General features: G+C 67.7%; 17 protein-coding genes and 1 tRNA gene. 6 read left to right on the forward strand and 12 right to left on the reverse strand.

Features of this window, described 5'->3' with window-relative positions:
• The first annotated feature begins 103 nt into the window (after positions 1-103).
• Positions 104-1,285, forward strand: coding sequence for an HNH endonuclease signature motif containing protein (locus tag DMC61_RS17425; protein WP_125690154.1), 1,182 nt, complete (start codon positions 104-106; stop codon positions 1,283-1,285).
• 66 nt (positions 1,286-1,351) lie between these two features.
• Here the strand turns inward: DMC61_RS17425 and DMC61_RS17430 are convergent, their stop codons facing one another.
• Positions 1,352-2,491, reverse strand: coding sequence for a HEAT repeat domain-containing protein (locus DMC61_RS17430; protein WP_125690155.1), 1,140 nt, complete (start codon positions 2,489-2,491; stop codon positions 1,352-1,354).
• 434 nt (positions 2,492-2,925) lie between these two features.
• Between DMC61_RS17430 and DMC61_RS17435 the strand changes: the two genes are divergently transcribed.
• Both DMC61_RS17435 and DMC61_RS17440 read left to right on the forward strand, forming a co-directional pair.
• Positions 2,926-4,041 (forward strand): M28 family metallopeptidase, encoded by a 1,116-nt coding sequence (locus tag DMC61_RS17435; protein WP_233594833.1) that lies wholly within the window; start codon positions 2,926-2,928, stop codon positions 4,039-4,041.
• A gap of 21 nt (positions 4,042-4,062) precedes the next feature.
• A complete protein-coding gene (locus tag DMC61_RS17440; protein WP_125690157.1) occupies positions 4,063-4,671 on the forward strand; it encodes a hypothetical protein in 609 nt (202 codons plus the stop codon).
• Here the strand turns inward: DMC61_RS17440 and DMC61_RS17445 are convergent.
• The gene (locus tag DMC61_RS17445; RefSeq protein WP_158634098.1) at positions 4,658-5,359 is read right to left on the reverse strand and encodes a trans-aconitate 2-methyltransferase; all 702 of its coding nucleotides are present in this window, start codon (positions 5,357-5,359) and stop codon (positions 4,658-4,660) included. The two genes, DMC61_RS17440 and DMC61_RS17445, sit on opposite strands and share 14 nt — an antisense overlap.
• Before the next feature lie 175 nt (positions 5,360-5,534).
• Between DMC61_RS17445 and DMC61_RS17450 the strand changes: the two genes are divergently transcribed.
• Positions 5,535-5,789 carry a hypothetical protein gene (locus tag DMC61_RS17450; RefSeq protein ID WP_016331969.1) on the forward strand — a complete coding sequence of 85 codons (255 nt, stop codon included), beginning with the start codon at positions 5,535-5,537 and terminating at the stop codon, positions 5,787-5,789.
• Between the two features lie 45 nt (positions 5,790-5,834).
• A complete protein-coding gene (locus DMC61_RS17455; protein ID WP_125690159.1) occupies positions 5,835-6,629 on the forward strand; it encodes an LmeA family phospholipid-binding protein in 795 nt (264 codons plus the stop codon).
• A gap of 31 nt (positions 6,630-6,660) precedes the next feature.
• Here the strand turns inward: DMC61_RS17455 and DMC61_RS17460 are convergent, their stop codons facing one another.
• From DMC61_RS17460 to DMC61_RS17500, 9 genes are all read right to left on the reverse strand, one after another.
• Entirely contained in the window at positions 6,661-7,764 is a 1,104-nt protein-coding gene (locus DMC61_RS17460) for a peptidase inhibitor family I36 protein (RefSeq protein WP_125690160.1), read from the reverse strand.
• Positions 7,765-7,895: 131 nt separating this feature from the next.
• Positions 7,896-8,471: a hypothetical protein gene (locus tag DMC61_RS17465; RefSeq protein ID WP_125690161.1), complete on the reverse strand. Its 576-nt coding sequence runs from the start codon at positions 8,469-8,471 to the stop codon at positions 7,896-7,898.
• The gene (locus DMC61_RS17470; protein WP_125690162.1) at positions 8,468-10,090 is read right to left on the reverse strand and encodes a VWA domain-containing protein; all 1,623 of its coding nucleotides are present in this window, start codon (positions 10,088-10,090) and stop codon (positions 8,468-8,470) included. The genes DMC61_RS17465 and DMC61_RS17470 overlap by 4 nt, the downstream gene beginning before the upstream one ends.
• The gene (locus tag DMC61_RS17475; protein ID WP_063277087.1) at positions 10,087-11,241 is read right to left on the reverse strand and encodes a toxic anion resistance protein; all 1,155 of its coding nucleotides are present in this window, start codon (positions 11,239-11,241) and stop codon (positions 10,087-10,089) included. Before DMC61_RS17475 ends, DMC61_RS17470 begins: the two co-directional genes overlap by 4 nt.
• Complete coding sequence (locus tag DMC61_RS17480; RefSeq protein ID WP_125690163.1) at positions 11,241-12,329, reverse strand: hypothetical protein; 1,089 nt, start codon at positions 12,327-12,329, stop codon at positions 11,241-11,243. Before DMC61_RS17480 ends, DMC61_RS17475 begins: the two co-directional genes overlap by 1 nt.
• Before the next feature lie 139 nt (positions 12,330-12,468).
• Positions 12,469-13,890 (reverse strand): ATP-binding protein, encoded by a 1,422-nt coding sequence (locus DMC61_RS17485; RefSeq protein ID WP_125690164.1) that lies wholly within the window; start codon positions 13,888-13,890, stop codon positions 12,469-12,471.
• A complete protein-coding gene (locus DMC61_RS17490; RefSeq protein ID WP_016331961.1) occupies positions 13,887-15,542 on the reverse strand; it encodes an FAD-dependent oxidoreductase in 1,656 nt (551 codons plus the stop codon). Before DMC61_RS17490 ends, DMC61_RS17485 begins: the two co-directional genes overlap by 4 nt.
• Before the next feature lie 38 nt (positions 15,543-15,580).
• Entirely contained in the window at positions 15,581-16,135 is a 555-nt protein-coding gene (locus tag DMC61_RS17495; protein WP_125690165.1) for an HdeD family acid-resistance protein, read from the reverse strand.
• A gap of 102 nt (positions 16,136-16,237) precedes the next feature.
• Positions 16,238-18,391 carry an RICIN domain-containing protein gene (locus DMC61_RS17500; protein WP_125690166.1) on the reverse strand — a complete coding sequence of 718 codons (2,154 nt, stop codon included), beginning with the start codon at positions 18,389-18,391 and terminating at the stop codon, positions 16,238-16,240.
• 269 nt (positions 18,392-18,660) lie between these two features.
• Here DMC61_RS17500 and DMC61_RS17505 point away from each other — a divergent pair.
• Positions 18,661-18,733 (forward strand) — tRNA-Ala (locus tag DMC61_RS17505).
• Between the two features lie 22 nt (positions 18,734-18,755).
• On the opposite strand, the gene DMC61_RS17510 is transcribed toward DMC61_RS17505, so the two are convergent.
• Entirely contained in the window at positions 18,756-20,276 is a 1,521-nt protein-coding gene (locus DMC61_RS17510; protein WP_233594834.1) for a site-specific integrase, read from the reverse strand.
• Positions 20,277-20,758 lie beyond the last annotated feature (482 nt).

The following is a 20,758-nucleotide window of genomic DNA, read 5'->3' on the forward strand; positions in this document are numbered from 1 at the left end:
TTTCAGTCTGGGCGAACAGCCATGACTGGCCCGTTCACTCTCCGCGCAAATCCGATCACGATCTCAGCCCAATTCGAACGTGAGTTCGACTATGATCATGGGCATGACCACAACTCTCGTTTACAACCCGAAAGCCGCTCGCTTTCTTGACGCCGCGTTCGACGAAGAGCTTTCCCTTCGGCGGACACAGGGACGTCAGGTGCGGGCGTTAGCCGACTTCGCCACTCGTGGCGGGTCCCGAAGATCCGTGACCGAGGAGGTCGCCCTGCGCTTCTCGGTCACCCGCAATCACGCGTTCCTGCTCGTCGAGACTTCCTGCGCCCTGGTCGCCCGCCTGCCGAACACGCTGGCGGCGCTGGAGCGCGGTGATATCGACCTGTACAAGGCTTCCAAGGTCATGCAACTGACACGAGAGGTGTCGGACGAAGTCGCGGCGCAGGTCGATGCCTGGATGGCCAAACGTTTCGCCGATCGTGATCCCGGAGCGATCCGGGGTTCGGTGAGACACGCCGTGCAGAAATTCGATCCCGACGGCTATCGCGAACGAGCCGCCAGGAAACGCGCGTTGCGCCATATCTCGTTGGAACACGACGACGAGACCATGTCCACACTCTCCGGCCATCTTCCCACGGAAGTCGCCAGTTCCATCTACGCCTCGATGAGCCGCGCCGCGCGATCGCGGCGGAACAAGGACAAATCCCGGACGCTCGACCAGCATCGCGCCGATATCTTCGCCGAACGACTGCTGGCCGAGAACGGCCGGGGCAAGCCGCGAGCCCACATCCATGTCTATGTCGACTTCTTGACACTCGTCGGCGCGCGCGACGACCCCGCGACACTGGCGGGGTACGGCCCCATCCCCGACTGGCTGGTCCGCGAAATCGCCTCCGACCCCTCGTCCACCTGGTCCCGGCTGATCACCGACTCCGCCACAGGCCAACTGCTCGAGGCGGGCGGCGACAAGTACCGGTCACCGGCGTCCTTGGCCCGGTTGATCAAGGCGAGGGATCGCGAGTGCACCCAACCGGGCTGCCATCTGCCGGCCGAGGTCTCCGAGATCGACCATATCGTCGCGCGGGCTCGCAACGGAAAGACCAATCACCACAACTGCCATATCCACTGCAAGAACCACAACCTGCTCAAAGAGGAACCCGGGTGGTCGGCCGTGCCCACCGGCGACGGCGGCATGATCATCACCACGCCGAGCGGCCATACCTACGAGACAGCGCCAGAGCCGTTCCACGAACCGCGCACAGGACCCGAGGGCGACGAACCTCAGACCTGAGCACGTAAACGGATGGCGGCGGAGGGTCCCCACAGGACCGTCCGAGGCCTTCGGCACTCGATGACATCAAGCCCTGGTTCCCAATGCCTTCAAGGCCGCCCTGATCACCCGACGGGAAGGATCCTCAAGCATCGACCTCACCGAATCCACCGGAACGGCGTCCAGAATCCGAAGTGCGCCAACGGCTTGCGCCCGCACGCCGACCACAGGGTGGCTCAGCAACGGATACAGCAGCTGCCCGTCTTCTTGCCGCCCCGACTCGGCAAGTCCCGCGATGGCGCCCAAGGAAGGGTTCGCAGCGGAAACGGCCGACCGGTACCAGTCGACAGCGTCGACGCCCGTACGCCGGGCAGCATCCCGTGCGAGCGCACGGATCAGCGTGGAACGGTCGTCCAGCAGACCGGCGATTTCGGTCCAGTGGCCGAAGCGAGCGAGTCCGGTCAGCGCGCTGATCCGCACCTCTCCGTGCCGGCAGGCAGCCAGCTTGCGCAGGATGTCCACGCGACCGGTCCACACGGCCTCGCGGGCGGCGGCCTCACCGGCTCGGGCACGAAGACTCTTGTCGGAATTCGTCAGGGCAACCCGGACCATCTCGTCGAGTTTGAGATCGCCACGCCGGGTTCTGACCTCGAACGCGAACCTCGGCACCGCGGAGGTCACCGAGCACATCAACTGGTCGAGCACCGCCACGGGAGCGTCGTAAGCAGCCGCGTACAACTGTTGCACGCCGAAGCCCCAACGACGACGGCGCCGCAAGTGAAGCATCGTTTCGGCGGCGGGCCGTAAATAAGTCGCCGGATCGTCGTGAAGCAGCCGGACGACACCCATGCGGGCGACATCACGGACCGGAGACGCCCAATCCGTCATGCGCACCAGCAGGAACGGAAGCATCTCCGGACGCGGGCTCGCCAGCATCTTCGTGACCGCGAACTCCCGAACCCGACCGTTACCGTGTGACGCGGCGATCGCCGTCGTCAACGGTCCGGCCCCACGTCCCGTGAGTCGCAGACCGACGTCGTCCAAGGCCCGCTGAGACCTGCAGTACACGTCGAGAGTCGTGACAAGCGCCGGTGTCTCGGTGATCGTCTCGAAGGCGGCCTTGATTTCGGCGGCGTCGCCGGACTTGTCGACGCGCATGAGCGCATCGATGAGTACGCCGAAGCGATGCCCCCTGCTCTCCAGAGTTTCCTGGAGTGCCTCGGCCACGGACTTCCTTCTCTCGAAGATCACCCGGCGATCTTCCCGGATCCGCCGCCCACCGCGCTCATCCTTTTCGCGGGTAGACGCCCGACCACAAGGCGCGTAGGAACAGGAGAATGGCTGAGGAAAGGTCCAGACGAGTTTTCCTGTCCACGTCGGCCGCGCTCTCGGCGGCCGCCCTGTCATCAACGGCCCTGTCATCAACGGCTCTCGCACCGACCGCCGGCGCTGAGGTCCCGGCCAATAACGAAAAGCCCGGCGACCGCCTCACCCCACAACGACCCGACGCCGAACTCCGGGCGATCCTCCGGGAGATAGACGAACACCGCATCGAAGCCACCGTACGTAGACTCGCGGCCTTCGGAACCCGGCACACGTTGTCCTCGCAGACCGACCCTGTCCGGGGGATCGGCGCCGCCCGCGACTGGATCCTTGCGGAGATGACGAAATCCGCGGAGCGGTCAGGCGGCCGGATGACGGTCGAGACACAGTCGTATCTGCAGCAGCCCGCTCCACCCCGGATCCCGGTCGCGACCACCATTACCAACGTCGTCGCCACTCTGCGCGGCTCCACCACTCCGGAACGGGTCTACGTCGTGTCTGGCCACTACGACTCGCGTTGTTCGGATCCGCTCGACGCGACGAAGGACGCGCCGGGCGCCGACGACGACGCCTCCGGAGTGGCCGTCGCGATGGAGCTCGCCCGGGTGCTCGCCACTCGCCGTCCGGCCGCGACCATCGTGTTCGCCGCGGTCGCCGGTGAGGAACAGGGCCTGTTCGGCGCACGGCACATGGCCACGCTGTTCAAGGCGGCCGGCACGAACGTGCAGGCGATGTTCACCAACGACATCGTCGGTTCGAGCCGGGCCGATGACGGCACGCGGGACCCGCGTACGATCCGGTTGTTCGCCGAGGGCGTGCCGACGTCGGAAACCCCCGCGCAGGCGGACATCCGACGCGCGGTCGGCGGGGAGAACGATTCGCCCTCCCGCCAGCTGGCGCGGTTCGTGCGCTCGGTCGCGGAGAACGAAGCGACCGGCATGACCGTACGGGTCATCCACCGGCGCGACCGCTACCTCCGGGGCGGCGACCACATCCCGTTCCTGGAGCAGGGATATCCGGCCGCGCGGTTCACCGAACCGCATGAGGACTACGCCCATCAGCACCAGGACGTCCGGGTGGAGAACGGCAAGCAATTCGGCGATCTGCCCGAATTCTGCGACTTCCCGTTCATCGCCAGGGTCGCGCGGGTGAACGCCGCGACGATGTGGTCGCTGGCGACCGCGCCCGGCACCCCCGAAGACGTCCGGATCCGGACGAACCGGCTGACGAACGAGACGGATCTCGTGTGGCGGCGCGGGACCGACCCGGATCTCGCCGGTTACGAGGTCGTCTGGCGGGAGACGACGGCGGCCGACTGGACGCACGTCGTCAGGGTCGGCGACACGACCGAGGCTAAGGTGGATCTGTCGAAGGACAACGTGTTCTTCGGTGTCCGCGCGGTCGGGAAGAACGGCCACCGCGGTCCGGTCGCGTTTCCGACGCCCTTGAGTTGAGGTCGCTGAGCTGATGCCACGATGACGGTCACCCCCGGCGACCTCGACGCCGCGATCACGAGCGTGGTCGGCGAACTGCGCCAGGCGTCGGGCCGAGACTGGTCGGCGGCGCCAGGCACCGGCGAGCTGAACGCCTGGCGCACGGCCGAACACCTCGGCGACTGCCTCATCTCCTACGCGGGCCTGCTGATCGCGCGGCCGTCGACACCGCGTTTCGTCTGCTTCGAATCCGTCGCCGACCAGGCCGCGACTCCGTCGGAGATGCTGGAGTTCGTCACGGTCGCCGGCGGCATCCTGGGTGCCACGCTCCGCACGGTGGCCCCGGACGTCCGCGCGTACCACCCGAGCGGCCGCGCCGACCTCGAAGGTTTCGCCGGGATGGGCTGTGTCGAAGTCCTCGTCCACGGCGAGGACATGGCCAGAGGTCTCCAAGTCACGCTCAATCCGCCGCGCGACGTCTGTTCGCGCGTGCTCGCGCGGATGTTCCCGGAAGTGGACGTCGCCGGCGTCGATCCCTGGACCGCGTTGCTGTGGGCGACGGACCGCTTGGAGCTACCGGGGCGGCCGTCGCGCGCCGGGTGGCAATGGCGAGGCACCCCACTCGACGATCCACCGTTCAGCGAGACCTGAAGGCCACCACAGCGGCTTGGGCGCCGTCTCGCCATGCCACGGCGGGTTCGTCGACCGGCCCGGCCTGCAAGGCCCGCAGATGCCAGGCGGCGGGCGGATGCCATTCCGCCGAAGACGAATCGCCGAACAGCCGGGCCCGTTCCATCACGGCCGGGCCCAGCACCGGATCCGCCGCGACCTGATCCCACCAAGCGTCCCAGGAGCCGTCGTCGTCAGTCGCGGACGCCACGGCTTCCGTCTCCGGCATGTCGTCCACATTGGCCACGAATCCACCCGCCCGCACCAATCCGACGAGTTCGCCGTACAACGCGGACAACCGGTCCGGCGGCAGGTAGTGCAACGCCATGATCGCCAGTACGGCGTCGTAGCCGCTGTACGGCAGCAAGCCCCTCCAGCCGGGATCACGCAGATCGGCCCGGACCACCTCGACCGAGGACGGCAGTGACGCCCCGGCGATCGCCAGCATCACCGGGTCGAGATCGACCAGCGTGACCTCCGCCTCCGGAAAACGCGCGAGCAGCCGGGAACAGAGCGTGCCCGTGCCGCCACCTACGTCCAGCACCCGCGGCGCCCGGCCGTCACAGCGCGCCGCGATCAGGTCGATCATCCGCTCGATCGCCTGCTCACGCCCTGGCTGATACCTCGCCATGAGGCGTTCCCAGCTGTCGTTCCAGTCCCCAGAAGTCATACCGGTAATGATAATCGATATCACTCCATAAGCACTGCGTCGCGGATCGTCTCCAGGCAGTAGCCGAGGTACGGCCGATCGGCGCAACTTGGCTACTGACGCGTTTGCCGCCACGGAGGCCGGGAACTTTTCCGGTATGTCCAGATGGCGAACCACCAGTAGGAGCAACACCGCCGTGCGCGTCATCACCGGCATCGGCGCGCTGTTCGCTTTCATCGAGCTGCTGTACATGGTGATGGTGCTCGCGGGAGCCAACGCGGGCAACGGCTTCTTCATCTTCATCCAAGCGCTGGCGAGGCCGTTGGCGTTGTTCTGGCCGGGCCTCTTCCCGGTGAGTGACCCGAATCTCGCGGTCATCCTCGACTACGGTCTGGCCGCGGCGTTCTGGGTGATCCTGGCGGGCGTGATCGCCCGTTTCGCGGCCCGCTGACCCCCTGCGGCGGCGATCGGCGTCCCGTTCGGCGACACTGGACGGATGAGCGACGGCAGATGGTTCGACCTGAACCCGCTTCCCGAGCTGTTCGGCCTGGCCGCCGCCGGGCGGGCGCTGCTGCCGAACGTGCCCGTGACCCCGGCCGCGATCCTGAAGACCGTGACCGAGCAGCTGGTCGGCCGGAGGCTCACGGCCAAGGTGGACGGGCACGACGTCGGCCTCACCCTGACCGGGCTCGACTACCAGGCCGACAGCCTGAGCCTGGCCGCCACCGGCCGGGTCGGCGACGTCCGCATCGTCGTCGAGGACGTCGACTGGCCGGAAACCCGACTGGAACGCATCACCGTGCTGGCGTCGAACGTCCGCCTTCGCTCGCTCCCCTCCCCTGCCGCCATCCCCGAGCAGGTGAAGATGGCGATCCGGGTAGCCCCGGAAGTCCTCCAGGCACGTGTGGCCGAGGTCCGGCCGGGCATCATCGTGACCCCCGGCGAGGACGGGCATTTCCACATCCGCTGGGAAAAGCGGCCCCGCTGGGGTCATCTCGCCCTGGAGTCCACTGTGGAGCACGACGCCGTCGTCCTCCGGCCGATGTCCGTCCACATCGGACGCCGCCGGTTCGGCCCGCCGTCCCGGCTCAAACCGATCGTGCTACCGCTACCCGAACTCCCGCAAGGGATCCGGCTCACCGCGGTCGAAGCGCACGACGGTCACCTGGTCCTGCACGCACTGGCCGAGGAATGGCCGGAGAAGCTGTCCACCATCCCGCTCGGCGACCTGCTGGGCTGGGTGACGACGGCCGTGACCACGTTGACCCTGCCGAGACTCGGCGGCCGCTGATCGCTCGCGGCCGCCGAGCCGGACCATCGAGCTAGCTGTGCAACGGGCCCTGCGCGACGCGCACCGCAGGTGCGGCAGGCTTCGCGACAGCCGCGGCGGTTTCCGCCTCCGCGAGGGCGGACGACCGCACGAGACCGGTCTTCTTGCCGCACACCCTCTTCTTCTCGTCCGTGGTCATCTTCTTGCCCACGGTCCTGGTCTGGCCCACGACACCGGGCGCCGGGCCCTCACCGCTGAAGTTCCAGACGTACCACTGGTGGTGGCCCCAGCGGCGCTTGTCGTACCACATGTCGTACGAGCCGTAGCCCACGCGCATCACCGGAGAGCGGTCCAGACCCGCCCAATAGCCCGGATTCACCTCGATCCGGGTCTCGACGTTCTCGCTGGTCTCCCAGCCCCACTCCTGGCCCCACGTGCGCTTGTACGCGACCGTCCACTGGACGAGGAACTCGAAGCCCGCGCTCACGCTGATCTCGTTCGACACCGTGTTCTTCCCGCTGCGGGTGTCCCGCTTGCCGATCACCTGGGTGATCTTGTTGGCGCTGCAGTTGAAGACCGTGTCCACCCGGTTCCACTCGCCGTAGAAGTCCTGGCCGCGCTGGTCGACGTGGGCGTTGCAGGTCTTGGTGGCGCGGCCGCAGTCCTTGAGCAGCTCGGCGCGGGACGGCCCGCGCGAATACACCACGGAGCTGCCCTTGTCGTTCATGTCCGACCCGTAGTTGGCGCTGTCGTTGGCGTACCACTCCTGGGTGGCGCCCTGGTATTCGGCGTGCTCGTACATCGTGATGTAGCAGTTGTAGAAGGTCTTGAACGAGGAGACCTTGTCGTTCATGGAGCCGAGGTAGCCGATGGTCTGGTTCGTCCCCTCGACGCACGGCGATCCGGTGACGGCGACACTGGCGCCGCCGAAGTTCGCGTGTTCGTAGAGCACGCTGATCACTGTCGCGGACGCGCCGACCTCGCCGGCCGAAGCCGCGGCGAGGGACTCGCCCACGCTGTCGAAGCACCGGAAGGCTCCGGTGATCGTGTCGGCGACGCAGTGCTCGTCACGTTCCGCGGCGTTCGCCGGGACGACGCAGGCGAGACACATCGCCACAGCGGCCAGGAAGGCCGCCCCGAGTCTGTACTTGTGCACGTCTGAACTCCCTGGGGAAGACGGATTACCGACCATGATCGGATCGGCGTCACGAGTTCACCACGGGGAAACCGGCTTGCCCATGCAGAACGACCGGCAGACTGTTTTTCGCTTACCACTGAACGGGACTGTCAGGCCGATTCGCCGCGCTCGCGCAGATATCGCGTGTGGTCGGCCTGCTGATGGACGTCACCGGCATAGAAACGTTCCGCTATCCGGTGCGCTTCGGTCTCCAGCAGCTCCAGTTGCGCGAGGAGTTCGTCGGCCGGCCGTTTGGCGGCGAACCACCACGGCAGGTTCAGATAGGTTTCCACCGAAAGCGGCAGATCCGTCCGCGCCAACCGGGTGACGGCGTGCTGGACGTCCGGGTTCTCCGCCCACCGCTCCGGCCGCGAAAGCAGGTCTTCGAGCACTTCGGCGATCCGGCGCACACCGTCCACAGAGGACCCCGGCATCCGCTGTGCCCGCTCGGTCACCTTGCCCACCAACGATTCGAGGTCGGCCCGCAGCTGCCCGGCCTCGGCGACGGCGTCCGGCGAGACCAGCCGGACCCGCTCGGGCGGCGCGAGCAGGGCGAACACCGCGTACAGCCCGGCGACGACCAGCGGCCACAACCCGCCGACGACGCCGGTCAGGTACAGCGCCAGCCCGATCAGCCCGCCGACGCAGCCCGCGAGGTTCTTCGTGGAGCCGAGGTACCCGATCACTGGTACCCGCGGATTTCCTGGAACACCTTGGGCAGCACGTCGCCTCGCGCGTCGAACACGTTGCCACCGGTGCGTTTCGCGACCTCACCGAGTTCGGCGGAGTCGCCTTCGCCGAAGATCACGGTGAACACCGGGATCTGCCGCATCGCCTCCGGCAGCGACGGGAACGTCAGCTGGAAGTCCGAGAACTTGGAGCCGTTCGCGTTCTGCCCGTCGGTCATCAGCACGATCGAATTGAAGCGATCGGGGTCCCGCGCGACCAAAGGCCCCATGATGTCGTACGCGCGCCGGAGGCTGTCGTAGATCGCCGTGCCCCCGTTCGCGTCAAGGCCCTCAGCGAAGCGCTTGATCTTGTCCAGCGCGAGTTGTGGATCGCCTTCCGGGACGGTGAACGTCTCCGGGCTGCCGGGCACGGTGTCGAACGGCAGCATCGTGACCTCCTCGCGGCTGCGGAACCGGCGGTACCGCCCGGTCAGCGAACCGTCGGCACCGGTCAGCCCGATCAGCGCGGCGCGCAGCGACTCGATCCGGTCGCCCGCCATGGAGCCGGAGGTGTCGAGCACGTACAGCGTCCGCGACGGCCGCCGGATCTTGTCGAAGTAGGCGCCCAGCAAAGCGTCGACCGCTTGCTGCGTCGCGGGGAACGGCAGCTCGACGAGGTCCTTCCGCGCGAACTGCTGCCCCAGCTGGACCCCCGGCACGACCGGACGGCGTTGCGTGGTCTCCATGATCTTGCGCTGGGTGTCCGGCGTCCGCAGCCGCTCGGCGAGCTTGCGGTGGGCGTCCCGCGCGTCGGAATTCGCGCTCTGCAACAACGTCAGCGGATAGTCGGCGGTCACGACACCGTCGGAGGGATACACCAGCGTCAGCGGTTCGGGAAGTTTGCCGCTCGCGTTCATCGACAGCAGGACGGACTCGTAGTTGATCAGGCCGTCGACCTTCTTGCCGGGATCCTGGCCGCTCGCCCGTCGTTGGTAGGCCTCGGAAAGCCAGCCCGACGAGCCCGCGGACATCGCCTGCGCGCTGAAGAACTCGGTCAGTTTCGGGGTGACGGAAGCGATCTGCTGCGCGTCGATCGCGTTGCCCGCCCCCGCGAGCGCCGACGCCACGCCGACGAGCGCCGAGAAACCCGAGTTCGACGCGGACGGATCGGTCATGCCGTAGGTGAACGCCTTCTTCCCGGCCTGTTCGGCGATTTCGCCCCAGCCCACCGGCCTGCCGGTCCAGCCGAGCCGTTGCGCCGACGACGCGGACAGCCCGAGCACCACCGGCGAACTCATGATCTTCACCTGCTCGCCCAGCCGTTTCGCGGCCTCCGGAACCGCCGCCGGATACCGGTTCGACGAGAACCAGACGGCGTCGTATTGGCCGTCCGCCTTGCCGTTCGCCAGCGACTCGGTGCCTTCCAGTGTGCCGGTGAACTGGAATTTGACCTGGACGCCGGTCGCCGCCGCCTCCTGCTCCAGCAGCGGCTGCAGGTCGGCAAGTTCGCTGCCCGCGAGCACCCGCAAGGTGCCCGCTTCGGCCTCCCCCAGTCCCGTCCCGCCTTCGCTCGAATCGCAGGAAACCAGTGACAGCGCGCAGATCGCCGCCACCGTGAGCCCAGCCCAGCGTTTCACGATGCCCCCTCGGCCGCCGCCGTCTCGTGAGACCGGCGCAGATGGTCTTCGGCCCGCCGGATCTCCCCGGACAGCGCCTCCACGGTCGCCGCCATCGTCGAGACGGCCCCCGCCTTGAACTCGTCGATCGCGTCGATGCTCCGGTAGATCCGCTCGAACGACTCGCGGATCGTCGCCACCGCCACCGCCGGATCGCTGCCCGCGCGCTGGATCTCGGCGCTGCGCAGTTCCAGCATCTCCGCGTTGGCCCTGATCAGTCCGTCGGTGGTCGCCTGCACGGCCTGGATCTCGTCGAGCACGTCGCGCTGCCCGGCGAGCGCCCCGCTCACCACCAGCGCGACCCGCAACGCCGCGACCGTGGTCGACACCGCCCGCTCGATCCCGCGGATCAGCTCGTCGTTGTTGCGCCGCACCAGATCCAACGCCAGGTACCCCTGCGCGCTGACGGCGAGCTGGGTCAGCAGATCCTGATGCCGCTGCCGGATCGGATGCAACGCGTCCGCCCGCAATGCCTTGGCACGCACGGGGTCGGTGAAGTCGAAGATCCCGGCTTGACGATCGACGGCCGTGTCGACGGCTTCGGCGAACGCGGCCGCTTCCGACAGCTTGCCGAGCGTCGCCCACAAACGTTCTCGCTCACCCTTGAGCGCGGCGTTGTCCCGCCGCAGAAGGTCTTGCCGCGCGCGCAGGTCCAGCACGAGCGCGTTCACCGGCTCGTTGGCCGCGCGATAGCGGTCGAGTGCCTTCTTCGCGCTGCCCGCGACCGGGATGAGCCCCATCAGCTTCCGGCCGGTGATCGGCAGCTTCGCCGGGTCGATCTCCGCCACGGCCCGCCGGAGCCCGGCCAGGCTCACCGTCGCCTGGTGTTGTGGCGACCCGATTTCCGTGAGCGCCCGCGTCGACCGGTCCAGCAGCGCACCGGCGACGGTCGCCGCCGCACGCATGTCGGACTCGCCGACCGCGAGCAGTTCGTCCAGGACGCGCGTGAAGTCGGGCGATCGGACGTCAAGGGCTTCGAGACGCCGGGCGAACCCCTCCGCGCGCTTCGCGATCTCAGCGTGGACCTCCGGCGCCAGGGTGACCAGGCCGGCGGCCCGCTCGGCCGGGATCGCCTCCACCGGTTCGGGTGGAGTGAGCGTGAAATCGTCCATCAGTACTGCTTCTTCACCGCGTCGAGCAGCCGCTCCAGCGTTTCGTACGAGGGCGGCTCGACGGCGTCCACCAGATCTGCGGGCACCGGCGCCTTGGCCGCGGCGACGACGTCGGCGAACAGGCGCGGGTCCCCGGTGCGAAAACCGAAGGTGGCGGCGAGTTTCCCCAGTTCCGGGTCGGTCGCGAGCAGCCTGCCGACCTGGTCGCCGTTCGGCTTCAGCGGCACGAGCGTGTGCTTGGAGTACACCGTCGGCGCCGTGTAGAGCAGGCGCATGTCCGGCCGGATCGAACCGTCGGCGCGTACCAGCCTGTCGACGAACTGCGACTCGTAGATCAGCGCCATGGGCGTCTTGCCCATCCCGGCCGCGAGGTAGTCCTCGAACGGGCCTTCGGTGCTGTTCTGCGTGTAGCCCTGGTCGATGAACAGCTTCGACACCGCGGGCAGCACCTTCGCCTCGGCTTCCGGCGTGCTGACGACGTTGTTCCCGTTGGCGACGAACGAGACGATCGACAGGTACATCGCCGCCGAGTTCGATTCGCGCGGGTCCGTGGTCGTGACCAGTACGTTCTTGCGCGCGGGGAACGCGGTGTTGCCGGGAAGCTGGTCCCAGCGCGTGCCCTTCTGCGCGGCTTCGAGGTACTTCGCGATGTCGAGCACCTGATACTCGCCGGCGCCCTTGCGCACGATCCCGTTGGCGGTCAGGAGGTTCACGATCGGCTCGAAGGTCGCGACGGCCATCGGCGACTGGAACGGCGTGTGCACGCCGGTCACCTGATGGTCGCGCTGGATCCGTTGCGCGGCGGGCGACGAGGACGGGAACGCGAACTCGTACTTCCCGAGGTCCATGCTCGCGATCTGCCGCGAGCCCGCGGTGTCCACTTCGACCTTCAACCCGTGCTTGGCGAACGCGTCCGCCACCCGCTTGTCGGAGAAGAAGGCGAGCTTCTCCGAACCGATGACCCCGCGCACGGTGGTCAGATCCGTGCCCTGCGCGGTGTTCTCGTCACCGTCCCGGCCCCAGACGATCACCGCGGCCACGGCCAGCAGCAGCACCACGGCCAGGCCGATCGACAGACGGCGTTTCACCCGCCCACCCCCTCGTTCACCGGCTCGATCTTTCAGCCCGTTCGACTCTTTTGACGCGCGGACGAGCCATTTCGAAGTGAACGATCGATGAACGGAAGCCGTCGGTAGTTTCTGGCGAAGTGCTGGGGCGTAAGGGAAATCAGATCACGGACTGCTCCGAGACCGGCAGGCATACGGTGAACCGCGTGTCACCCGGCGCCGATTCGACCCGCAGGTCGCCCTGATGCCGTTCGACGACGATCCGCCAGGAGATGTCCAGTCCGAGGCCGGTCCCCTGCCCCACCGGTTTCGTGGTGAAGAACGGCTCGAAGATCCGCTGCCGCACCTCCGCCGGGATACCGGGCCCGGTGTCGCCGATCTCGACGTGCACGTGGTCATCCACCCTGGCCGTCCGCAGGGTCAGCGTGCCCTCTGCTCCCATGGCGCCGAGCGCGTTGTCGATGACGTTCGTCCACACCTGGTTCAGCTCGCCCGCGTACGCCGGGATCCTCGGGATCGTGTGGTCGTACTCCTTCACGACGCGGATCCCGGGCGCGATCTTGCCCGCCAGCATCACGAGGGTCGAGTCGAGGCCTTCGTGGACGTCGATCCACTGGTGCGGGGCGCGGTCCATCTGCGAGTACTGCTTGGCCTTGCCGACCAGCACCGAGATCCGGGTGGTCGAATCCTCGATCTCGCCCATCAGCATCTCGGTCTCGAGCGCGTACGCGAGCCAGCGGACGGCGCCGTCGAGGAAGGTCTCGCCGACCGCGTCGAGCAGCCGGTCGAGATCCGGCACGGTCAGCCCGGCGCGGACGTAGATGTCGGCGAGATCCCAGCCCTGGTCGATGCCGTGGTCGTCGAACCAGTCGCCGATCTCGTCTTCGCGGTCGGCCTGCTGCATCGCGGTCAGCTTCTGCGCCGACGCGACCTGTTTGACCAGCTGTTCCTGGATGTCGAGCAGCTGCTCCAGCAGCGTCGGGTCGACGTTCTTCTTCGCCAGCATCGCGAGCTTGTGCCGCATCCCGGCGACGCGCTCCCGCAGCGACGCCGTCGCGCGGACGGCGGCGGCCGCCGGATTGTTCAGTTCGTGGGTCAGCCCGGCGGACAGCTCGCCGAGCGCCAGCAGCCGCCGCCGCGAACCGATGACGGTGTCGCTGTTGCGCCAGCCGAGGTACATGCCCTCCAGCAGATGCGTCGCCATCGGGAACCAGCGGCGGAACTCGGTGGCGAACTCGGCCGCGGGCAGGGTCAGGAAGGTGAGGTCGCTGACCGCGTGCACCGAAGCGCCGTAGGTGTGTTCGGTCTCCTGGTGCACGAAGAACTGCGTCGCGCCGCAGTACGCGCCGCGCTGGTCGGACCGGATCGTCTCGACCTCGGTGCCGCCGACGAGCCGCGTCATCCGCAGCGCGCCCGACAGCAGGAGGTAGAAGCAGGTGGCCGGTTCGCCCTCGCGCATGACCGTGGTGCCGCCGGTGTACTGCTCCAGCACGGCGTGCTCGTCGATCCAGTCGAGCTGCTCTTCGCTGAGGTGCTCGAAGAGGAACAGCCCGCGCAGTTCTTCCCTGGGCAGAACGCTCATTGCTCCTCCAAGTACCGGTGGACCAGGGTGACCGCCATGGCGCCTTCGCCGACGGCCGACGCGACACGCTTCACCGAGGCGGCCCGCACGTCGCCCGCCACGAACACGCCCGGGATGGACGACTCCAGGTAGTGCGGGTCGCGGTCCAGCGGCCAGCCCGGCGGCGGGCCGCCGTCGGTGAGCAGATCGGGCCCGGTGCGCACGAAACCGTGGTCGTCCCGCTGGATCTCCGTGCCGAGCCAGTCGGTGCGCGGGGCGGCGCCGATGAAGATGAACAGGTGCCCGGTGGGCACGGTCTCGGTCGCGCCGCCGTTCTCGCACAGGGTCAGCCGTTCGAGGTGATCGTCGCCGTGCGCCTCGACCACGGTGGTGCGGGTGCGGACGTGGATGTTCTCGATCCCGGCGATTTGCTCGATCAGGTAATGCGACATCGACGCTTCGAGCGACTGGCCGCGGACGAGGATGGTGACGTCGGCGGCGTGCTTGGAGAAGAACACGGCCGCCTGCCCCGCCGAGTTCGCGCCGCCGACGATGTAGACGTGCTCGCCCTTGCACTCGGGCGCCTCGGTCGCGGCCGAGCCGTAGTAGACGCCGCGGCCGGCGAGCTCGGCGACGCCGGGGGCCTCCAATGCCCGGTAGGTGACGCCGCTGGCCAGCACCACGGAATGCGCGGAGATCTCGGTGCCGTCGCCGAACATGACCACCCGCGCGGAGCCGCGAGCCTCCAGGCCGACGACGTCGCGGGCGGTGAGCACTTCGGCGCCGAACTTGAGTGCCTGCCGCCGCGCGCGGTCGGTGAGCTGCGCGCCGGAGACACCGTCCGGGAAGCCGAGGTAGTTCTCGATGCGGGAGCTGGTGCCCGCCTGCCCACCGGTCGCCTTGCGCTCGACGATGACCGTGCGCAGGCCCTCCGACGCGCCGTACACGGCCGCCCCGAGCCCGGCGGGCCCGCCACCGATCACGATCAGGTCGTAGAAGTCCTGGGTGGGCCGGGTGGAGAGGCCGACGGCGTCGGCGAGTTCCGGCCCCGACGGCTGCCGCAGCACCGTGCCACCCGGGGTGACCAGCACCGGGATGTCGTGCGGCGCCGCGTCCGCCGCCTCGAGGATCCGGCGGCCCTCGTCGTCGTCGACGGAGTACCAGCGGTACGGCACGGCGTTGCGCGCCAGGAAGTCGCGCAGGTGGAACGACGGCGAGGAGTATCGGTGGCCGATGAGCTTGATCTCGTCGACCGGCCGCTCCCCCACCGCGCGCCACGTCTCCACCAGCGCGTCGACGACCGGATAGAGCTTCTCCTCCGGCGGGTCCCACGGCTTGAGCAGGTAATGGTCGACGTCGACGACGTTGATCGCCTGGATCGCGGCGTCGGTGTCGGCGTAGGCGGTCAGCAGCGCGCGGCGCGCGTTCGGGAACAGGTCCATCGCCTTCTCGAGGAAGACGATGCCGTCCATCTGCGGCATCCGGTAGTCGGCGAGGATCGCGGCCACGGCGTCGCCGCGCAGCTTGATCTCGCGCAACGCGTCGAGGGCGTCGGCGCCGGAATCGGCCCGGATGATCCGGTAGTCCTTTCCGTACCTTCGGCGCAGGTCACGGGCGACCGAGCGGGATACGGCGGGATCGTCGTCGACGGTCAACAGGATCGGCTGGCTCACCGGATCAGCCTAAGCCCTCTTGCCGAGCCCCCAGCCCCTCAGGCTTGGGTGAGTTTCCGCAGCCGGAAGGCCAGCACGAGCAGCATCACGCCGTACAGGAGGGCATAGATCCCGACCAGGAGGGCGATCCCGTACGCGCCGGCGATCGGGTTGAACACGATCACGATGCCCGCGATCAGGGAGAGCGCGCCCGCCGCGATGAGGAACGCCTCGCCCTCGATCTGCTTGCGCAGCCGGATCGCCGCGACGATCTCGACGATGCCGGTGAAGATCGCCCAGAAGCCGACCAGAAGGGCCAGCACCAGCACGGTGATCCCCGGCCAGATCAGGACGAGGACACCGGCGATGATCCCGAACGCGCCGAGGACACCGTACGCGGCGCGATGAGCGGCGTCGCCCGGCCGGAAGGCCTGCATGATGCCGCCGATGCCGTCGAAGATGGCGTAAATGCCGTAGATGATCGCGAGAGCCAGGACGGTCGTTCCCGGCCAGATCAGCGCGAGAATGCCGAACAGGATGGCGAAAACCCCGCGTAGGGCGGCAAGCGGCCAGGCCAGGCGGGGTTCGACGACGGTGAGACCGACGAGAGGCATGTCCCGAGTATCGGAGCGCCTGCGCGGCGCCGCGCGGCACGCCACCCGTTGGGGTGAGGCCGGTGCGCGCCACGACCGCCATCACGGCGCGCACCGGGGTCATCAGGGATAAGCGACCAGATTGGCCACGTTCGATCCCGAATTGGCCGGTCCACCGCGGTCGTTGATGACCCGCACGATGGTCCCGTTCCCGCCGAGGGAGACGGCGACCATGCTGCGGAACCGGACGTTCGCGTTGTTCGGCACCTCGATCGCGCGATCCGCCACCACACTCGGATTCACGTTGAAGAAGCAGTAGCTGCCGAGCCCGTACGCCTCGTGGTTCGTCACCGAATTCGCCACCTTGTAGGCCGCGTAACCACGCGTCGAGCCGTTCATCCAGGCGGCCTGATTCGGTGGGTCGTAAGGCATTTCGTTCTGGTAGAAGTACGTCCGGCCGCGTTCGCCGTTCCAGATCGTCTGGTACTTCTGGTAATGCTCGACGAACAGGCCGTACATCGTGACGTCGTCGCCGTTGACGATCAGGCCCGTGTCCGCGGTGTTGGTGTTCCACCCGACCCCGCTGCCGTGGTCGGCGCGCCAGATCCACAGGTGGTCGCCGATGACGTCATCGCTGTTGACCACCAGGCTGTTCGTGGCCTTGCCGACGCTCGCCCCGCCGATGCGGAAGAACACGTCGTGCAGCGAAGTCGGATTGGCCGCGTGGTCTTGCGCGGAGTTCGCCGGGCCGACCTCCATCAGCGTGTTCGAATTCGTGGTGCCCGCGTCGATCAGCACGCCGGCGATCTTGACGCCGTCGACGTCGGCCACCGTCATCGCGGTGATGCCGTTGTCCGGGATCAGCGTCGCCAGGCCGAGGCCGAGCACGACGGTGTCCGGCCGGGTGACGCGCAGCGTCTCGTTGAGGTGGTAGACGCCCGGCGTGATCAGGAGATCCTTGCCTTCGGCGAGGGCCGCGTTGAGCTGCGACGCCGTCGTGCCGGGCTTCGCGATGAAGAACCGGCTGATCGGCAGCGAGGATCCTGGCTGGCCGGCGCCCCAAGTGATCCCGGAGGCGTTGGTGCGCTTGGAAGGCACGAAGACCTGGTACGCGCCCGCAGCGTCGACGTAGAGGAACGGCTTCTCCCGCACGACCGGCGTCGTGTTCACCGAGGTGTACGGCGGATTGGGGAAACTCGTCGAGGGTGCGCCGCCGACTCCCGCGAACACCATGTTCCAGTTGGAGCCGCTCCAGCTCCCGAACTGCGAGTTGCGCGAGATCCACTGCTGCTGCGAGCCGGACCGCACCTGGCCGTCGACCTTCACGTCGGACATCCAGCCGCCGCTGGACCAGCCGCCGTCGTCGAGCTGCAGGTTGCCGCGGACATGCATGCGGCGGTACGGCGCGGCCTGCGAAACCGCCCATCGATCGGTACCACCGGCCGGGTTGACGGACAGGTTTTCCGCGCCACGCCAGAAGTTCTGCGTCGCGTTGCCCTGGAACCAGTCGGCCTCCGCGTGCACCGCGCCGTTGATCGTCACGTTGTCGGGAGACAGGCCGAGTCCCAGCACCTGCGTGTAGAACCCGACGTTCACGTCGACGTTGTACGAGCCGGGCTTGAACAGCAACGCCTTCCGGTTCGAGCCGAACTGGCTGGTCTCCTGCTGCGAGAACACGCTGTTCACTTGCGACTGGATCGCCGACTGCGACATCCCCGGATCGAAGACGAGCACGTTCGGCCCGAGGTCGGGGTTCGCGGTGCCGGAGACCGGGGTGAGCCGGAAGGACTGGGCGCCGGTGCCGTTGCAGGCGTACTGCTGGAGCTGGGTGCTGTCCTGGGTCGAGAGACCGGGGATGTCCAGGCACTTGCCACTGTTGCGGCTCACGAAGTGATACGCCCCACCCGATTCCTCGACCGGCCGCCACTGCTGGTTGTTCCCGCCGCCGTAGGCCCACAGGTGGATCAGCCCACCGTCGGCCGTCGACACCTCGGCGACGTCCCACACCTGCGCCGGGGCGTTGCGCGTGTTGACCCGGTAGTAGCCGTCCGAGGTGGGCTGGAACTGCCACTGCTGGGAAAAGGTCTGGTTGCAAGCGTACTGCTGGACGACCGTCCCGTTCGCCGTCCCGGCGGCGCGCGCGTCCACGCATTTCCCGCCGGTGGTCGACACGGTGTACCAGGTATCGGGCACGATGGCCGCCTGCGCTGCCGGAGCCGCCACCAACAGCGCTCCGACCAGGGAAAACAGGGCTATCAGGGCTGCTCTGGCCCTCATCAGGATCTCCTCCGCGTCATTCGGGCAGGGCGAGCTGAGGCGGAGCCCAGTGGAGACGCGGCGTAGCGGGCGGGGACCTCGGCGTCACGATGGTCGAAAACGTAACCGCGGTCACACGCGGAGTCAATACACGACTAAAAATAAGTCACAAAGATGCAGGTCAGCCGGGTTTACGCCGTTCGTGGCCGCATAGAGTGACCCCCGCGTGAACGGCCTCCGCGGGCGGTGTAATGTATGGACACACGAGATGCGGAGAACAAATCCGCTCCGGGGCTATGGCGCAGCTGGTAGCGCACCTCACTGGCAGTGAGGGGGTCAGGGGTTCGAGTCCCCTTAGCTCCACTTTCTTACAGAACCCCTTCGATCAAGCCGTTCCGGCAGGTCGGAGTGGTTTCTTCGCGCCAGGGGTCGATCTTGGGTGATCCGCTTTGACCGGCTCCCGGCTGTCCCTGTTGGGGTGTTCCTGGTGCGCGTCGCTCCAGCCCACCGGACGCCTGGTGCCACGTTGCCGCTGCTCGTGAGCTACGCCCGTCTCGTTGTCCCTCCCGCCAGCGGCGATGGGGGCAGCGGAAACCGGTCGCTGACGTTCAGCTTGCGGAACGGTCCGCGGCCGGGCATTCGCCGGCGCTTTCTGCCGCGGCCCCGTCGGGTAGGGATTGCGAGTGGCCTTGTGCCAGCGGCGTTGCAGATCCGCGAGCAACCGCGTCTCGACCTCGGGTGCCACATGCGAGTAGACCTCGACCACTCGGTTCGGCAGGTGATGACCTAGCCTCCTGGCCTGCGCGATCTCCGGCGCACCCCCGGCGATTAACCACGTCTTGTGGCTATGCCGTAACCCGTGGAAGGTCAGTCCCGGGCACACCGGATACATCCGCACACCCGGCTTGCGGACACCATCGATCGCCGGGCGTAGCACCCGGCGATCGAAGGTCGAGCGCCACAGCCAACTCCCGCAGGCGTTGGTGAACACAAACTCGAACGGATGCATCTCCAGATGCCGGCGCAGCAACCTGACCAGGAACGGCGGCAACGCGATCGTGCGAGCCGAGGATGGCGTCTTCGGCGGGCCGAGCCACCGTCTACCTCTCGACTCGTGCAATGACCCCACCTCGGGGTCGACCACGAACCGTCCGGTGTCCAGGTCGAGGTTGTCCCGATGCAGCGCCGCCAGTTCACCCCACCGACACCCCGTCCACGCCGCTGTGATCACCAGCAGCCGCGCCACCTGGCCCCCGAGTACGCCAGCCTGATTCGCGATCCGCAGCACCTGCTCCGGAGACGCCCACACTCGCTCCCTGGCGATTGTCCGGCAGCGACGCCCCCGCCGACGACGCTGCCGCACCGGATTGACCGGGATCAACCGCTGGTCAACCGCGTCGCTGAGGATCATCGACAACAGCTTCACCCAGCTCGCCACCGTCGCCGCGGCATAACCCGCCTCCGTCGACTCCTTCACCCACGCGTCGATATCCAACGCCGTGATCTCCCCCAGCGGCATCACGCCGAAACGGACGAGTACATGGCACCGCAGGTAGCTCTCGTAGTTGTCCACCGTCCGCGGATCCACATCCTGAACCGGAAACCACCGCTCAACCCACGAACCCAAAGTCATCCGGCTGCCGGCCGGATCGATCCACACCCGGCGACGTTGATCAGTTTCCATGTCATCGGCATACGCCTCCGCCGCCCCACGAGTGGAAAACCCCGGCACCGACCCAACCGACCCAGCAGCCCGACGGAACCGGACCCGCCACGAAGCCTGCCCCGTCTGCTCAACCCACGCCATGACAACCTCCACACCCTTCGGCACCGGTAAGGGAACACCGTCCAGCATCGTCTTCGTGCAGACGACAGCGGAATGGCCGATGACGAGTCCTAGCAACACGCAGGAACAGACGATGCCGACTTCTGAGTATTACCCCCTGACGAGGTCAGGGGAGTCTCGGCGGGGTTGCGTTACCGCAGGTAAGCCCCGCCGAACAGGCAGCAGAGAAACGACAGGCTCGGACGCCGGCACGGGTGCGCTGCCTGCGACGGCCGCACCCGTCGTGAGGTCCTTGCGATCTGGTCGTCGTCCCTGGATGACCGCGCGAAACCGGCGCAAGAACAGCCACGCGGTGCGAAGTTGGACATGCTCGGCGGCGTTGACGATGCCCTCTGGAGAAAGCCGAGCGCGAGGTCATGCGTGCTCGAGGCCAGCTCCGCGCAGTCGACTAGGTGCTTGAATGCGATTGGCCCGGTATGGAAGGGCTGGCGATCACTACAGAGCAGATCGGCAACGGTCACGAAGAAGTCCAGCGCGTCGGCGCGTAGCTCCTGCTCTCAAGCATGGGGAGTTCCCCGACTATCCCGCAACTTCTCACGATC

This window comes from Amycolatopsis sp. WAC 04169, assembly GCF_003947535.1.
GTDB lineage: Bacteria > Actinomycetota > Actinomycetes > Mycobacteriales > Pseudonocardiaceae > Amycolatopsis > Amycolatopsis keratiniphila.

Coding starts and splice junctions, on each gene's coding strand:
- DMC61_RS17445 (WP_158634098.1), bottom strand. CDS start 5,359: ATGACTTCTGGGGACTGGAACGACAGCTGGGAACGCCTCATGGCGAGG.
- DMC61_RS17485 (WP_125690164.1), bottom strand. CDS start 13,890: ATGAGCGTTCTGCCCAGGGAAGAACTGCGCGGGCTGTTCCTCTTCGAG.
- DMC61_RS17435 (WP_233594833.1), top strand. CDS start 2,926: ATGACGAAATCCGCGGAGCGGTCAGGCGGCCGGATGACGGTCGAGACA.
- DMC61_RS17500 (WP_125690166.1), bottom strand. CDS start 18,391: ATGAGGGCCAGAGCAGCCCTGATAGCCCTGTTTTCCCTGGTCGGAGCG.
- DMC61_RS17455 (WP_125690159.1), top strand. CDS start 5,835: ATGAGCGACGGCAGATGGTTCGACCTGAACCCGCTTCCCGAGCTGTTC.
- DMC61_RS17440 (WP_125690157.1), top strand. CDS start 4,063: ATGACGGTCACCCCCGGCGACCTCGACGCCGCGATCACGAGCGTGGTC.
- DMC61_RS17495 (WP_125690165.1), bottom strand. CDS start 16,135: ATGCCTCTCGTCGGTCTCACCGTCGTCGAACCCCGCCTGGCCTGGCCG.
- DMC61_RS17425 (WP_125690154.1), top strand. CDS start 104: ATGACCACAACTCTCGTTTACAACCCGAAAGCCGCTCGCTTTCTTGAC.
- DMC61_RS17475 (WP_063277087.1), bottom strand. CDS start 11,241: ATGGACGATTTCACGCTCACTCCACCCGAACCGGTGGAGGCGATCCCG.